At 61.7% G+C, this 15,978-nt stretch carries 13 protein-coding genes; 7 read left to right on the forward strand and 6 right to left on the reverse strand.

Annotated features, from left to right (window positions below):
* Positions 1-283 precede the first annotated feature (283 nt).
* From HRQ64_RS11325 to HRQ64_RS11345, 5 genes are all read left to right on the forward strand, one after another.
* Positions 284-2,377, forward strand: coding sequence for a TonB-dependent siderophore receptor (locus HRQ64_RS11325; RefSeq protein ID WP_248307036.1), 2,094 nt, complete (start codon positions 284-286; stop codon positions 2,375-2,377).
* A 675-nt stretch (positions 2,378-3,052) separates the two neighbouring features.
* Positions 3,053-4,027 carry a sialic acid TRAP transporter substrate-binding protein SiaP gene (locus tag HRQ64_RS11330; RefSeq protein WP_127753112.1) on the forward strand — a complete coding sequence of 325 codons (975 nt, stop codon included), beginning with the start codon at positions 3,053-3,055 and terminating at the stop codon, positions 4,025-4,027.
* A gap of 75 nt (positions 4,028-4,102) precedes the next feature.
* The gene (locus HRQ64_RS11335) at positions 4,103-4,675 is read left to right on the forward strand and encodes a TRAP transporter small permease (RefSeq protein WP_127753113.1); all 573 of its coding nucleotides are present in this window, start codon (positions 4,103-4,105) and stop codon (positions 4,673-4,675) included.
* Positions 4,676-4,678: 3 nt separating this feature from the next.
* A complete protein-coding gene (locus tag HRQ64_RS11340) occupies positions 4,679-6,085 on the forward strand; it encodes a TRAP transporter large permease (RefSeq protein ID WP_127753114.1) in 1,407 nt (468 codons plus the stop codon).
* Entirely contained in the window at positions 6,082-7,131 is a 1,050-nt protein-coding gene (locus HRQ64_RS11345; RefSeq protein ID WP_172123352.1) for an L-idonate 5-dehydrogenase, read from the forward strand. Before HRQ64_RS11340 ends, HRQ64_RS11345 begins: the two co-directional genes overlap by 4 nt.
* Here the strand turns inward: HRQ64_RS11345 and HRQ64_RS11350 are convergent.
* The 5 genes from HRQ64_RS11350 to HRQ64_RS11370 all read right to left on the reverse strand — a co-directional run bounded on the left by HRQ64_RS11350 (position 7,128) and on the right by HRQ64_RS11370 (position 12,602).
* The gene (locus HRQ64_RS11350; protein WP_172123353.1) at positions 7,128-7,805 is read right to left on the reverse strand and encodes an HAD-IA family hydrolase; all 678 of its coding nucleotides are present in this window, start codon (positions 7,803-7,805) and stop codon (positions 7,128-7,130) included. The genes HRQ64_RS11345 and HRQ64_RS11350 overlap by 4 nt on opposite strands.
* Positions 7,806-7,881: 76 nt before the next feature.
* Positions 7,882-8,682, reverse strand: a complete 801-nt coding sequence (locus HRQ64_RS11355; RefSeq protein ID WP_172123354.1) for an ABC transporter ATP-binding protein — start codon at positions 8,680-8,682, stop codon at positions 7,882-7,884.
* Positions 8,679-9,536 carry an ABC transporter permease gene (locus HRQ64_RS11360; RefSeq protein ID WP_172123355.1) on the reverse strand — a complete coding sequence of 286 codons (858 nt, stop codon included), beginning with the start codon at positions 9,534-9,536 and terminating at the stop codon, positions 8,679-8,681. The genes HRQ64_RS11355 and HRQ64_RS11360 overlap by 4 nt, the downstream gene beginning before the upstream one ends.
* Before the next feature lie 54 nt (positions 9,537-9,590).
* Positions 9,591-10,556: an ABC transporter substrate-binding protein gene (locus HRQ64_RS11365; RefSeq protein ID WP_172123356.1), complete on the reverse strand. Its 966-nt coding sequence runs from the start codon at positions 10,554-10,556 to the stop codon at positions 9,591-9,593.
* Positions 10,557-10,616: 60 nt separating this feature from the next.
* Positions 10,617-12,602: a N,N-dimethylformamidase beta subunit family domain-containing protein gene (locus HRQ64_RS11370; RefSeq protein ID WP_172123357.1), complete on the reverse strand. Its 1,986-nt coding sequence runs from the start codon at positions 12,600-12,602 to the stop codon at positions 10,617-10,619.
* A gap of 267 nt (positions 12,603-12,869) precedes the next feature.
* Between HRQ64_RS11370 and HRQ64_RS11375 the strand changes: the two genes are divergently transcribed.
* Positions 12,870-13,826, forward strand: a complete 957-nt coding sequence (locus HRQ64_RS11375) for a nucleoside hydrolase (RefSeq protein WP_172123358.1) — start codon at positions 12,870-12,872, stop codon at positions 13,824-13,826.
* On the opposite strand, the gene HRQ64_RS11380 is transcribed toward HRQ64_RS11375, so the two are convergent.
* Positions 13,823-14,728 (reverse strand): MurR/RpiR family transcriptional regulator, encoded by a 906-nt coding sequence (locus tag HRQ64_RS11380; RefSeq protein ID WP_248306966.1) that lies wholly within the window; start codon positions 14,726-14,728, stop codon positions 13,823-13,825. The two genes, HRQ64_RS11375 and HRQ64_RS11380, sit on opposite strands and share 4 nt — an antisense overlap.
* 133 nt (positions 14,729-14,861) lie before the next feature.
* On the opposite strand from HRQ64_RS11380, the gene HRQ64_RS11385 reads away from it, so the two are divergent.
* On the forward strand, positions 14,862-15,896 hold the full coding sequence (locus HRQ64_RS11385) for an ABC transporter substrate-binding protein (protein ID WP_172123360.1): 1,035 nt from the start codon (positions 14,862-14,864) through the stop codon (positions 15,894-15,896).
* The last annotated feature ends 82 nt before the right edge of the window (positions 15,897-15,978 follow it).

The following is a 15,978-nucleotide window of genomic DNA, read 5'->3' on the forward strand; positions in this document are numbered from 1 at the left end:
CAAAGTCCTTCAGGTACAAAGCGGACTGTCCATGTCAGGTTTGACGGTGCGGCGTCAACCGGCGAAATCACACCACCAGCAAGATTTTGAAATTGCCGGTGAATTGCCACGCATTGGTCGGCTTTGCTAAAACCGGAGCATAGCAGTCAGCTTACCAGCGAGCCACCGAAACTGGCCGGATCGCTGTTGAACCAGTATCATCCGGATTGAATTGGGTACGACTATGGGCATTGAGGGATACGGCGAAACGAGCAAGCGCAAGCGGGGGCATTTGGGGATCCCCATGCTGCTGGGCTGCACGGCCCTGGCGGGCATGGTGCCCAGCCTCGTTTTTGCGCAGGACACCGCTGGCGCCGGCTCAACCCTGGTCCTGCCTGCCATTACCATCGAGGGCCAGGCCCAGAATAGCGACGATGACCGCGCCTCGATCGTTGCGCGTACCACCACCAGCGGCTCAAAACTTGCGACCCCGATCCTCGACACCCCCGCCACGGTTTCGGTGATCACGGCCAAGGAAATCGAGCGCCGCGACGCCGAAACGGCCGAAGAGATCCTGCAATATACACCCGGCGTGGTCACCGACTTCTATGGTTCGGATGGCCGCTTCGATTACTTCAAGATCCGCGGGCTCGATGCTTATGCCTATCGGGATGGCCTTGGAATCGGCCGGCCGTTCCTGGGCGTGCGCGAGGAGCCTTATGCCTTTGAGCGGGTGGAAGTGGTCAAGGGCGCCAACTCCACCGCATTCGGCCTCGGCGACCCCGGCGGCTCGGTGAACTATGTCAGCAAGACCCCCAGAAGCGAGAAGTTCGGCGAGGTCTTTGTGACCGGAGGTTCGTTCGGCCGGGGCGAGATCGGCGCTGATTTCGGCGACAATATCACCCCCGATGAGACGCTCTCCTACCGTCTCACCGGCAAGCTGCGCCTGGCCGGGGACGAATATGAGTATTCCAATGACGACGAGGCCTTTGCAATGGGCGGCGTCACCTGGCGCCCAAGCGACGCCACCAAGTTGACCGTTGTCTACGACCACCTCCGCAAGCGGAATTCGCCCAATAGCGGCGGCCATCCGGTGGGCACCGACTTTGACCGCGACGTGTTTTTTGGCGAACCCGACTTCAACTACGCCACGCTTGACCGTGACACCGTGAGCCTGATGTTCGACCACGATTTCGGGTCGGGCCTCACTTTCAGCTCCAACGCGCGCTATTCCAACTCAGCCAGTGACTATGGCTACGCCTATATCTCGGGCCCAACCACCGGCACCGTGGCGGCCCGCGACTTCGTGGCCAGCGAAGGCAGCCGCGAACACTTCATCATAGATGGGCGCCTGCAATACGAGGCTAGCCTCGGCGATGTCGATTCCCGCACACTGGTCGGCGTCGAGCACAACGACGATAACTCCACGAGCAAGGGCTTTTACGGCGCTGCTCCCGGCATTGATTGGACGGACCCGGTTTATACCGGGGCGCCCAAAGTGCTGCCGATCTATGCCGATGCGGCCTACAACACCAAGGGCAACGCGATCTATCTGCAGCAGGAATTGACCTTCTCCGATAGCCTGATCGCCACAGTCGGCGTCCGCAATGATTGGCTCGATCTGGAGCAAACCGACAATCTCAGCGGCACCACCTTTGGCGGTGACTTCAGCGAGTTCACCAAGCGCGCCGGCCTGGTCTACAAGTTCACCCCGGAAGTGTCGGGCTTTGTCAGCTATGCCGAGTCGGCGGTTCCGGCAGCGCCTTATGGCACGCCCGTCACCACCCTTGCGCCCGAGCGCGGCCAGCAATGGGAAGTGGGCGTCAAATACCAGCCCGAGGCTTATCCGGCGCTGTTTACCGCTTCGCTCTTCAGCCTGTCCAAGGACAACATCACCGTCACCATACCGGGAACCCCGCCGACCCAGGAAACCCTGGGCGAAGTGCGCGTCAATGGCATCGACCTTGAAGCCAAGGCCGAGCTGATGGAAAATCTGACGGTCACCGCCGCCTATAGCTACATGATGTCGGAGATCGTGGAGGATGGCGCCACGGGCAATGCCGGCAACGAGCTTTCCCGCGTGCCCAACCACCTCGCTTCGCTTTGGGTGGACTACACCATCCCCAGCATCGGCAGCCTGGGTGAGATCACTCTTGGCGCCGGCGCGCGCTATACCGGAGCCTATTACATCGACGACGCCAACACGACCAAGGCCGATGCGGCCATAATCTTCGATGCTGCCCTGAACTATGAAATTGAGGAAAACACCACGCTGCAGCTCAATGTCAGCAACATCTTCGATGAAAAGCATGCCGCCCAGAAATATGTCGGCGGCTTTGGCGCCACTTTCTACAATCCCGGCCGCACCATCAGCGCGACCCTCAAGCAAACCTGGTAAGCTTTAACTCACGCCCACCCGCTTTCTGAGCGGGTGGGCACGGCCCGTTTCTTGATGCGTTGACCTTAGCGGGAGCCCCACCAGACGATAACCGCTCGAAGCGGCTCGAAATTGTTCGGCTGGCAGGAGATAGCAAGTTCAGCAATCTCGGCTGCGGCCAAAATTGCTATAGTGTTGTCCACACACAACTTTTGCCCGCAGCAGAATACCTCCTTGACACTGCAGGGCGAACGCGACAGCCTTCCGGTAAAGGTCAGACCGCTTCCTGGGAGGCAGGCGGTCATGGCGAGGAGGATATAGCGGCGATGCCAAGTCAGGCCGTCGAACCACGCCGGCTTTATCGGCAGATCGCAGACCAGCCACGCCGACGGATAGACGCCAGGGACTTCCTGGCGAGCGACCGGTTGCGGTATCGCTATGGTTGGCTGGACATGTGGCGCGCCACCGTTTGCGGGGCGCTGCTTACGCCTGAAGCTGAAGTGCGGCGTTCGTGCAACCCAATCCCGCCCATGATTCCAGACCCGCAAGACCGATGCAAAGGTCTCCGCTGCTATTGGAAACCCGATGCTCTGAGAGCTTTGCGGAAATTACCTCAGCGAAGGGGCAGGGGCTAGTCACGCGCCGGGAGGAGACTTGGCGCAAGAAGTCAGAGCAAAAACAAAAGGGAGGTTCACTGTGTTGAAAAAATACGCCGTTCTACTGGGCACCATTGCTGCAGTCGCGCTGCCAATCGCGTCAGCTTCGGCCCAAACTGCGCTGAAATGGGCCCATGTCTACGAAACCTCCGAACCTTTTCACACGGAATCGGTGTGGGCGGCGGAAGAGATCGAGAAACGCACCGATGGCCGCTACACCATCGATGTGTTTCCGGCCTCGCAGCTGGGCAAGGAAACCGACATCAATCAGGGGCTTACCCTTGGAACGGTCGATATCATCATTTCCGGCTCGAGCTTTGCCGCCCGGGAGTTTTCGCCCATCGGGGTGACCTACTTCCCCTTCATCTTCCGCGATGCCAACCATCTGCTCGCCTATACGCAAAGCGATAAGTACAAGGAACTGACGGCCGGTTACGAAGAGGCGTCAGGTCACCACATCGCGGCCACCACCTATTACGGCACGCGGCACACCACATCCAATCGGCCGATAGAGAAATGCGCGGACATGCAGGGGCTCAAGATCCGGGTTCCCGATGTGCCCGCTTATCTGGCCATGCCCCGTGCTTGCGGCGCCAACACGGCACCCATTGCCTTTGCCGAAGTCTATCTGGCCCTGCAGCAGGGGACGGTGGAAGCGCAGGAAAATCCCCTGACCACCATCGACGCCAAGAAGTTCTACGAAGTGCAAAAGCACATCATCCTGACCGGGCACATCGTTGACCATCTCAATACGATCGTGTCGCAGTCGCGCTGGGCGCAGCTCTCCGACGAAGACAAGGCGATCTTCACCGAGGTCATGCAGGAAGCCGCAGAGCGGGCCACCAACATCGTCGTCGAGCGCGAAGCCGAGCTTGTGCAAACCTTTACCGAGCGTGGCCTGACGGTCACCGAGGTGGATCGCGCCGATTTCGAAGCCAATGTCATGCAGAAAGTGACTTTCGAGGAGTTCGGCTATCGCCAGGCCGATTGGGAGGCGATCCGCGCCATCCAGTAGTTCGCGAACAAGGCAGGCCCGGCAGCACAAACCGCGGCCTGCTTTTCCGCCCCCTTGCTTTCGGAGCTGCGGCGAATGAGCCAAGAAACCCACACCCAGATTTCCGCCGAAGAACTCTCCAGCGCTTTCCAGGAAGACACTGCGCCGATCGATCTCAAACAATATGCCTGGGAAGATTGGATCACCCTCGCCGTGTTCTGGGGCATGTCCCTTTGCGTTTTCCTGCAGTTCTTCACCCGCTATGTGATGAACAACAGTTTTGCCTGGACCGAAGAGATCGCGATCAACTGCCTGGTTGTGGTGGTGTTTCTGGGCGCAGTGATGTGCACCCGAATGACCCGGCATATCCATGTGGATGTGATTTATCACTATCTGCCTGCGGGGGTTGGGCGCTGGCTGGCGCTTGCGGTCAACCTGATCACCATCGCTTTTTTTGCCTACATGACCTGGCTGTTCTGGCGCTATGTCGGCATCGTCCATGACGAGCGCATGGTGACCATCGACCTGCCGCGCAATGTGGTGTTCTACGCCGTTCTGGCGGGTTTTGCCTTGATGACGGTGCGCGCCGTCCAGGTGTTCGTCGGCAATATTCGGCGGGGTTATTCAGTGCTGGAGCGACCAACCGCCTTTGACGGGCTGGGGGAATAAACCATGCTGCTCCTGATCGGCGCCTTTCTCGCCCTGATGCTTATTGGCGTGCCCGTCGCCGTATCGATGGCGGGCTCCTCGCTGCTTTACCTGCTGGTTTATGGGGTGGCGCCCGACATCATCGCCGCCCAGCGCATGATTGCGGGCGTCGAGAGTTTCCCGCTGCTCGCCGTCCCGTTCTTCATTTTCGCCGGCAATCTCATGAACATAGCCGGCGTCACCGGGCGCATTTACACCTTTGCCCTGGCCCTGGTGGGCTGGATGAAGGGTGGCCTCGCGCAGGTGAACATCATCGGCTCCGTGATCTTCTCAGGTATGTCTGGAGCGGCCCTCGCTGACGCGGCGGGCATTGGCACCATCGAAATCAAGGCCATGCGCGAGCACGGTTATCCGGTCGAGGCGGCGGTGGGGGTGACTGCGGCCTCGGCGACGCTGGGCCCGATCTTTCCGCCGTCACTCCCCTTCGTGATCTACGGCATGATGGCCAATGTTTCGATCGGGGCGCTGTTCATGGCCGGTATTCTGCCCGGCGTCGTCATGACCCTGCTGATGATGGTCACGGTCGCCATCTTTGCGTATCGCCGGGGCTGGGGCTCCGACACGCCGTTCCAGTGGCGCAAGCTGGGTGCGGCCTCGGTCGAAATATTGGTGGTCGCCGCCTTTCCCTTGTTCGTTTACCTGCTGACCTGGGCGGGGCTATCCCTTAACCTGGCCGTAGGGCTGGCGCTGCTGGTCCTCATTGTCTGCGACTGGTATTTCGATTTTTCGGCCGTGATGGCGCTGATGACCCCGGTTATCCTGATCGGGGGCATGACCATGGGCTGGTTCACGCCTACCGAGGCCGCCATGGCGGCGGTGGTCTGGTCGCTGTTTTTGGGGCTGGTGCGCTACCGGACGATGACGCTGGCAAGCCTGGCCAAGGCGAGCTTTGACACCATCGAGACCACGGCATCGGTGCTGTTTATCGTAACGGCAGCGTCGATCTTTGCCTGGCTTTTGACCGTCAGCCAGGCAGCACAGGTGTTCTCGAGCTTCATCACCTCTTTGACCGACAACAAATGGGTGTTCCTGATCCTGGTCAACATCCTGATGCTGGTGATCGGGTGTTTTCTCGACACGATCGCGGCGATCACCATCCTCGTGCCAATCCTGCTGCCGATCACGCTGCTGTATGGCATCGACCCGGTGCATTTCGGCCTGATCATGACGCTGAACCTGATGATCGGGCTGCTGCATCCGCCGCTCGGCATGGTGTTATTCGTGCTCTCGCGCATCGCCAAACTTTCGGTGGAGCGCACGACCATGGCGATCCTGCCCTGGCTGGTTCCCCTCTTGGTGGCCTTGATCCTGATCACCTTTATCCCCGCGATCAGCCTTTGGCTGCCGACGCAAATGGGACTGATCCGATGACCAATGAGCCCATTGCGGCGACACTGTTCGGTCCCGAAGATCTTCGCGTCATCGAGCACCCGCTCGGGGCACTGGCGCCCGGCATGGTCCGGGTGCGCTTTGGTGCCGGCGGGATCTGCGGCTCAGACCTGCATTATTTCCGCCACGCGCGCACTGGCGATTTCGTGGTCAATGCGCCGCTGATCCTTGGCCACGAAGTGGCGGGTGAGGTCGTCGAGATCAATGGGGCGGCGCCTGGGCTCAGCGTCGGCGACCGCGTAGCGGTTAATCCTTCCCGCTGGTGTGGCCATTGCGCCCGCTGCGAGGAGGGGCGGGCCAATCTATGCGAAAACATCTACTTCATGGGCTCGGCGTCAAAGACTCCCCACATGCAGGGCGGCTTTGCCAGCATCTTTGACGCAATGCCGGCGCAATGCGTGCGGGTTGGGGGAGACGTTTCCTTCCAGGCAGCAGCACTGGCCGAGCCGCTCGCAGTCAGTTTGCACGCCGTGGCGCGAGCCGGGGAAATCGGGGGCAAGAACGCGATCATCTTCGGCGCCGGCCCTATCGGCCTGCTGGTGATGCTCGCGGCGCGCCTCAAGGGCTGCGGCCAGCTGACGGTGGCTGACATCGCCCAGGCGCCGCTGGCTTTTGCCGACCGACTTGGAGCGGACCGCACCATCGACCTGTCCCGTGGAGAGGCGGAGTTGACCGCGCTGGCGGCCGAAAGTCCGTTCGACATTGCCTTTGAGGTTTCCGGCACTGCGGCAGGCCTAGCTGCCGCCATTGCCAGTGTTCGGCGCGGTGGCACAGTGGTTCAGATCGGCAATCTGCCGGGCGGCACGATCCCGGTGCCGGCCAATGCGGTGATGAGCAAGGAAATCGACCTCAAGGGCACTTTCCGCTTCGGCACCGAGTTCAACCAGGCCGTGGAGCTGATTTCCGCCGGGGAGATCGACGTGCTCAAGTTGGTGACGGCGGAACGATCCCTGGCCGCGGCAAATGATGCGTTTCAACTTGCCGCCGACCGCTCGCGCAGCGTCAAGGTCATGCTCACGGGGGACTAGGCGGAGAGAACCTTCGCAGCCATCAGGGCGAGCAGCTTCTCGTCGGCGAAATCCCTAGCAGCCATACTCGCTCCCGCGGCAACGAGTTGCTCAGGTTCAAGCCCGGTGGCAATGCCAATCGTGGTGATGCCGGCGGCGGTGGCCGACATGATGCCGGTGCGCGAATCCTCGAAGGCCACGCAGTTGGCCGGATCGGCGCCAAGGATGCGCAGGCATTCGAGATAGGGCAGGGGGTGCGGCTTGCCATGAGCGAGTTCATCGCCAATGACGACGTCCTTGAAGCGCTTGCGCACCCCGATGCTGTCGAGCAGCAATTCGGCGTTGGGACGGGGGGCGTTGGTCACCGCGATGGCGGGCAGGCCTTGCGCATCGGCCCAGTCGAGCAAGGCAAACAGGCCGTGCACGGACTCGACGCCCGCGGCAGCCAGGTCACGGAACAGCGCTTCCTTGCGCATCATGATGTCCCATTGGACTGCGGGCGTCTCGCCGGGGAAAAACCGCGCGCCGATGGCTTCGTTGGCCATGCCCTGCAATTCACGCCCGAAACGCTCTCTATCGAACTGATGCCCATAAGGAGCAAAGGCCTGGTTGAAGGCCTTGAGGTGCAGCGGATCGCTTTCAACCAAGGTGCCGTCGATGTCGAAAAGCAGTCCGGAGCGAGGTTTAAGGGTCATTTTGATCTTGCGGTTCCAGCGCGGGGGTTAATCGTCGGCGGCGCGAGCTGTCGGCCGTGAGCCTGCTGTGGGATGCCTAGCGATGCTCCATGGACATGACTTTAAGCGTTTCCTCGCGGATGTCGGCGAGGACGTCCCGCTTGAGGGCTGAGAATTCGGGGCTGGTGACGATGTCGTAGCGGCGGGGGCGCTCCAGATCGACCTTGAGTTCCCGCTTGAGCCGGCCGGGCCGCGACGCCAGAACAACCACCCGGTCAGCCAGGAAGATGGCTTCCTCCACGTCATGGGTGACGAACAGCACGGTGACCTTGTGGTCTTCCCATACCTTGAGCAGCAACTCCTGCATCATGCCGCGGGTCTGGGCATCGAGGGCTCCGAACGGCTCGTCCATCAGCAGCAGGGACGGCTTGTAAACGAGGGCGCGCGCAATGGCGACACGCTGGCGCATGCCGCCCGAGAGCTGGCGCGGATAGGCCTGCTCGAAGCCGGCGAGCCCCACTTCGGCGATGAACTGGCGCACCAGTTCAGCTTTTTCGGCCTTGCCCATGCGGCTCTTTTCGAGCGCAAAGAGGATGTTGCCCTCAACGGTCATCCACTCGAAGAGGCTATAGCCCTGGAACACGAAGCCACGGTCCCGGCCGGGGCCGGTCACCGATTTGCCATCGATAAGGACATCGCCAAAGGTCGGCTTGGTCAGGCCGCCAACCATGTTGAGGAGCGTAGACTTGCCACAGCCCGAGGTGCCGACGATGGAAACGAATTCGTTGGGCGCGACGGTCAGATCGATGCGGTCGATGGCCAGGAACTCGTCATCGCCCTCGCCAAAAATCTTGCCGACCGCATCAACGACGATCTTGGGAGTGGATACGGCGCTCATCGATTACCCGTCCAGCGGAATAGGGAGCGGCCCGTGCGTTTGAAGGCGTAGTCCGTCAGCAAGCCGAGCAGGCCGATAAACAGCGTGCCGAAGATGATGGTGTCGGTGGCAAGATAGCGCTGGGCGTCCATGATGCGGCGGCCAAGGCCGGTTTGGGCGGCAACCAATTCTGCAACCACGAGATAGGTCCAGGTCCAGCCAATGGTGATGCGGCACGTGTCCCAGATGGCGGGCAGGGCGGCGGGAAGGATGATGCGCCACAGGATCTCGGTATTGGAAAAGCCGAGGGTCTGGCCGGCACGAATGAGGTTGATGTCGATGGTCTTGACATTGTCCATCACCATCAGGGCCATCTGGAAAAAGGTCCCGAGGAAAAGGATCAGGATCTTCTGCTCGTCCCCGATGCCGGCCCACAGGATGGTCAGCGGGATCAGCGCCACGACGGGCATGTAGCGAATGGTCGAGATCAGCGGCTCAAGGGCGCCTTCGAACAGGCGAAAATTGCCCATGAGGATGCCAATCGGAATGGCCAGCAGCGCCGCACTCAGCCAGCCCACAAGGATGCGGTAGACGCTGACACTGGCATCCTGAAGGAGAATGCCCGTGCTGATCTGCCGCCAGGCTTCTTCGAGGATGGCGTAGGGGCTGGGAAGAAAGAGGGGTTTGACGAGGCCCAGCGCCGTGACCGCCCACCACACCAACACCAGCGCAACCGGAACCACAAAGCCCGCGACGTTGAAAACGCCGTCTGGAATGGACTGGCGCAGCCGCAACAGGCCGGCGCGGCTGCGGCTCTTGCGGCGATCGGTCCGGCCGGCAGCGGCGGCTTGGGCGATGCTCGAACTCTTGGGCATGCTGGTTCTTGTGATCCGGAGTGAAAGCCGGCGCCTAGGAGCGCCGGCCAGGGATTAGCGGCTGGCGGCCGCGTTGACCGCCGCAAGGTCGAGGAAGTCTTCCCCGGTCGGCACGGTCTTGACGTCGTTCGGATTGGCCTGCTGCATGATACCGCCGATCTCTTCGACGGTGGCCTGGAACTCGCCGCCAAGGGCTGCGGCATTTTCAGCGAGGTCATAGAGGTGCACGCCGGCAAAGGCGGTGTTGAATTCCTCGATGGGGCTGCCGACGGCGTCGGCAATGATCTTGCCGCCTTCTTCCGGGTTGTCGCGCATGAAGGTCACCGCCTGGTCCCAGGCCTTGATGATGCCGACCAGGGCGTCCTGGTTTTCGGCAATGAAGCTTGCTTCGGCGGCCAGGACGTCACTGATCAAGCCCGGCTTTTCGCCAGCCGTATAGAGCACCTTGAAGTCCGGACCCTGCGCCAGGGCAGCGGAGATATAGGGCTCATAGGTGACGGCAATGTCGACGCGGCCAGCGATCAGCGCCAGGCCCGCATCAGCGGCCGCCAACGGGACAGCTTCCACATCGGCAATGGTAAGGCCGTTGGAGTTAAGCGCGTAGTTGATCAGCAGATCGCTGGTGGAGCCGATCTCATAGGCGACCTTCTTGCCCTTGAGCTCGGCGATCGACGCGATGTTGTTGCCGGCCAACACGGCGTCAGCCGTCGTCGAGCCGTCCATGATCATGAAGCCCTTGAGGTCCACGCCGTTGTTGATGTTGAGGATCACGGTGTTGGTGGCAGCCGAGATGACCTGGATATTGCCGCTGGCAAGCGCTGCCGCCATGTCCTGGTCCCAGGTGAAGTTGATAAGGTCAACTTCGACGCCGTTCTCTTCGAAAAAGCCCTTTTGATCGGCAATCCAGAGCGGGCCATAGCCAAGCCAGGGCTGCACGCCGATCTTGATGGCCTCAGCATGAGCAGGAAGGGCGAGCGCCGTCAGCGCCAGGCTCGCGAAGGCAATCGATGCAATTTTCATGGGCAATTTCCTTTGGTGGCACGCCGGTGAGCAATCGGCCGCATACATGAACGGATTAGATCAGCTTGCAAAGTGCAAGAGCAGGTTCGTGGTGATTCTGCCCACATCGTTTTGATCATCGGGGCCGGGCAGGGCGCCAAGGAAACATACGGAACTAGCGGAAAAGACGGCCCCGCCTGATGGATGGAGCAGATAGGTCATCTCGGCGAGGCGACGAGCTTCCCGCTCCGGCGAGCCACCTTCATACCATCGGCCGGGATCGTCGACATAGTTCTCGGGAAAGCCCGAAGCGGTGGCGAGAACCACGATCCCGTCCGGGGTGCCGAGGAGCCGGTTGGTGTTGTCGACCTCGTAGCCAGCGGCTCCGCCGAGAACCATGCCGGTATCGCCAAAGTTCTCTCCGATCACGCCATCGAACAGCCAGGCGAACCCCTCGTCATGGCTGGCCGGCGCGCGGGTGAAGGGCAGGGCCTTGCTGAACCCCATCAAGGCAATGCCGACGCCGGTCAGGCTGAACTCGCCCCGGCCCCGGTCGCGCAAATAGCCGCCTGGCTCGTTGGTGAGGGCGAGCGGCATCTCGGCGAGCGGGCCGTCCCAGGTGCGGCCCGGCTGGGTGGGGCCACGGCGCAGCTCCATCAAATCGTCCTTGAAGGCGACTGCGGCGGCAAAGCCATTGCCCCCCATATAGGCCAGGCGCCCGCCACCGGCGACATAGGTGCGGTAGGCTTCTTCCATGGCGACCGAGAGATATTCGGGGTGGCTGCCGGTGACAACGCCCTTGTAGCGCGCCAGCAGGTCAGCGCCTTCCCGATGCAGATCATGATCGGTGGTGAGGTCGAGGGCGATGCCGTTGCGGGCGGCAAAGCGCAGGAAATGCAGATCGACGGGCAGCAGATGGGGCGCGCCGCAAAGCGGGTAAAGGTAATCGTCGCGCAGGGTGGCCTTTGGCCGCCGGGTGGATGCAAGGGAAACACCACTCGCGTCCGAGTGATAGTCGTAGAGTGAACGTAGATTGTTGGCGCGGGCGAACGCATGACCACGATCGGTGCCGATCCATTCGTAGAGATGCGGCGGCAGGAATTCATCGGCATAGGCGAGATAGGCGGCGGTGGGTGCCACAAAGAGCAGCCGAGATTGGGCCTGTTGAGCAGAAACAAAGAACGGCAGCCGCTCGATCTCGCCGCCTGCAGCCACCAGTTCAACCGCGTAGACGCCCGATCGTGCATCGGCGGGAATGTCGATGGCGAAGTTTGCGGACCACTCAAGGCCAGCCATGTCCGTGTCGTGAAAATGGATGGCGTCGTAATGGCTGGGTGTCAGCCGCGGATCAAGGCTCGAGCCGTCCCAACGGGCGGAGCGGACGCAAAAGGTTGGGTTGTTATGCAGCGTCAACTGCAGGTCGCCCGCGGGAAGTGGCTCCGTGGTGAATAGCGTCGGAAACGTCCAGTTGGCCCGGCCCCTCTCGGTGGTGACGGCGATGTTGCCGAGGCGACAGTTGAGGGTCGGGAGTGCTTCGCCTGCATCCGAGCAGAAGACCAGCCTTTGAGGTGTCTGAGCTGCAAGCTCGCAGGACAGCGTGAAAGGGCTGAAGCGATGTAGGGCAGTGATCGCGAGGGTGCCAGCCGCGAGCTCGACCTTCAGCCATTGGTTGGTGGGCAGGGTGCCGATCAGGGTTTCGGCGCCTGCAGCCTGGTAGATCAGCCGGTCATTGTCCTCGACGAGGAGCGCGAAGCTGCCGGTATCGAGCAGCACGCGCCGACCGGAATTCCGGGTGAGCAGGAGCTCGAACGAGAGCGCGGTGACTGCGGCCGGCGCCTCGATGCTCAGCCAGGAGCCTTGCGAGAAGCTGCAATGCTTGACCTCCTGCAGACGCTTGACCGGCCAGTCCAGCTCCGGCAGATCGTCGCGATCAAGAGCACGGATACGGACCGCTTCGACCGGGCTGCGGCTGGAACAGGAAACCAGGCGCTCCCGAGCGGCATCGCCGGTCCAGGGTTCGACATAGCCGGTCACGGCCATGGCCGCGTGATCAATAGTGCGCCGCATCGGTTGAAGTCTCGCAGAAGAGCTTGGCTTCTAGAGCACCCAAGACGCGACGCAAAGTCCTGTCTTGCCATCCGTCTGACCCAGGAAGCTTGGTGAAGCCGGAAACAAGCTTGGGCCCAGCAGGCTCGCGGCAGGGCGGAGCCGATGAGACAGCCATCCAACAGGGCGGGGGCGGTGTATGGATAATTTCAGCACAAAGAGGACTTGCTAAGAATATTTTCAGCGCTAGGCTTGGTGCCTCCCTCCAGCCTCCTCAAGGACCCGCAAGTGACCTCGACCTGCCGCATGATCCTCGACGTTGATACCGGCATCGACGATGCCATGGCCGTGGTGTTTGCGCTCAATCATCCCGGCATTCAGCTGGAAGCGCTGACCACAACCTACGGCAATATCGATGTGGCTTCCGCCACGCGCAACACGCTGCAGCTGCTGGAAGCGGCGGGACGGACGGATATTCCGGTCGCGGCGGGGTGTTCGCGGGCGCTGACGCGGCCGTTTCACAAGCGCGGCAGCCGCATCCATGGCTCCAATGGGTTGGGCGAAGTGGAACTGCCGCTGCCCGCAAGCCAAGCGCGGCCGATCTGGGGGCCAGACCTGATCATTGAGCTGGTGCGGGCCAATCCGGGCGAGTTGACGCTGGTGCCGGTTGGGCCGATGACCAATGTGGCGCAGGCCTTGATGAAGGCGCCTGACATTGCCGAAAAGCTCAAAGGTCTGGTGCTGATGGGTGGCACGATCTGGCATCCGGGCGTGCCCGGCATCGCCTCGCCGGTGGCCGACGCCAATTTTTTCAATGATCCGGAAGCAGCGCGGATCGTGTTGCAATCGGGCGCGCCGATTACGCTGGTGGGCATGGATGTGACCATGAAAACCAAGCTGACGGCACCGATGATGGACGAAATCGCCGCGCGCGGCGGCAAGGCGGCCGGGATCACCATGCAGGCAGCTCGGTTCTATCTCGCAGCTTATCAGGCGCAGTATCCGGACATAACTTATTGCGCGCTGCATGACCCGCTGGCAGTGGCGGTGGCGCAGGACCCATCGGTGGTGACCATCGAGCCGATGCAGATCGATGTGGAATGCGTCGGGGAGCTGACACGCGGCCAAGTTATTCCCGATCGCCGCCGAACCGGCACGACGATGCCCAATGCCGGAGTGGCCGTGGCGGTGGACAGCGAGCGCTTCGAGGGGCTGTTCGTGGAAACGATGGTGGCGGGCGCCTAGCGGCTGCGTTCGGGGGCGATGAGCCAGGGATAGGCGAAGTCGGCGAATTTTTCGGCGGCTTGCGTCGCGCCGGGGGAGCGGGAGGCGACCCCGGCGGCCAAGGCTTCGAGCAGGGCCAGGATCGCCGTATCGGAAGTGGAGCTGAAGGAGCGGGTGGCGCGCACATAAAGCGTCAGCGTGCCAAGGCTCGCCAGGGGCGAAGTCTGCTGATCGGTGATGGCGAGAATGGGGATGCCGCGGCGCTGCACGGTGCGGGTGATTTCCACGGTGTCGCGCATATAGCGCGGGAAGGCGATCGAGACCACGAGGTCCTTTTTGGTGAAACGTGAAAGATTACGGGCCGCCGAAAGCGTGCCCCCGCCATTATCGATCATGCGCACCGGCCGGTCGGCCAGTTCCAGGCGATGGGCAAAGACATTGCCGAGGGCGGCGGCATTGTCGAAGGCGAGGATGAAAATGTTCTCGGCTCCCAGGATCATCTCCACGGCCTGCTCGGCGCTGGCGGTATCGAGATTGCGGATTGTCTGGGTGAGATTGTCGATGTCCTGCTCGATGGAGGCGGCGATTACATCGCGCAGACTCGACTTTTCCGAGAGCTTGGTGCGCAGGCGCTCCACCGGGGCAAACACCGATTCAAAGCCTTGCACCACCTCGGCGCGAAACTGCGCATAGCCTTCAAAGCCCAAGGAACGGGCAAAGCGATTGGCGGTAGCGACGGAAACGCCAGAGGCGGTGACGGTATCGTTGATGCTCATCTGCGCCACCTGCATCGGCTCGGAGAGCACGAAATCGGCGAAGGAACGCAAGGCCGGCGACAAATCCGGATAAGCCCTGGCGATGCGCTGGGCGACTTCGGAATCGGCAGGCAAATAGCCAAATGATGAAGTTTTAGGCAGGTTCAATTTTTGCCTCCGAATGCTATTGTAATCAAAATTACATATGCTAGCGTAGCTGTAACAACGGATTACAGCCAGCGCTTTTGCGGCCGTAAACGCCAAGCTTCGCATGTGTGGACAGCAGCAAGGAGCCGTGCCGATGGGGTTTTCGCGCTATTTTCAACCGAGCCGGCGGCAGGTGTTGCTGGCGGGGAGTGCCGGTCTGGGATTGAGCCTGCTGCCGCGAGGGGCCTGGGCGCAGGAAGCGGGTAAGACCGCAATCACCCAAGCCTTCGGCTGGATCTCCAATGTGGAATATGCCGGCTTCTGGACGGCACTTGAGCAGGGCTATTTCGCCGAGGAAGGGATCGAGGCGGACTTCCTGGCTGGCGGCCCCAATGCCCCCGATGTGCTCGTATCGCTCGCAGCTGACAGCGCCCAGATCAGCAATGCCAACTGGCTGCCGGTGCTCGATGCTATCGAAAAGGGCAATGACTTCGTGGTGCTGGGCGCCATGTGGCAAAAGAGCCCCGCGGCACTGATATCGCTGGCAGCCAAGCCCGTGCGCGAGGCCAAGGATCTGGTGGGGGCGCGGATCCTCGCGCAGAACCCCACGGACAAGCTGATCATCGACGCCATTCTGGGCAATGCCGGACTGCCGCTCGACTACGAGATCATGCCGACCGGGTTCTCGCCCGAGCCGCTTCTGTCGGGCGATGGCGATGTGTATTTCGCCTTTGCGACCAATCAGCCGATCACGCTGGAAAATCTGGGCCTGGTGCAGGGCACCGACTTTTTCGTGACGCTGATGGATGACCTTGGCTACCAGGTCAAGCAGGCGCTGATGGTGACCAAGAAATCGTTCCTCGCCGAAAACCGGCCGGCGATGGTGGGCTATATCAGGGCGCTGATCCGCGGCTGGGATTATGCCTTTGCCAATCCCCAATATGCGCCACAGATCGTAGTGGACAAATATGGCGCCGATCTGGGGCTCGACCTCGCCCAGCAGCAGCGCCAGATGGAGCTGCAGATTCCGCTGATCAAGCCGGAAGGCGAGGGCAAGCTGTTCTGGTTCGACCCCGCCGTGATCGAGGGGGCGATGACGGATGCAGCAGTGGCGGCGGGCCGCAAAGTGCCGCCCCTTGCCGAGCTTGTGGACCTAAGCGTGCTCGAGGAAGCGCACGCGACGCTCTGAGTTTTAGAGAGCCTCCCTATCCTGTGGTTCCATCCCGCGCCGTGGCGGGGTGGCTGGTTCAACGCGCCCATGCGCAGCCCTT

The sequence above is a fragment of the Devosia sp. 919 genome (assembly GCF_013185965.1).
Classification (GTDB): domain Bacteria; phylum Pseudomonadota; class Alphaproteobacteria; order Rhizobiales; family Devosiaceae; genus Devosia.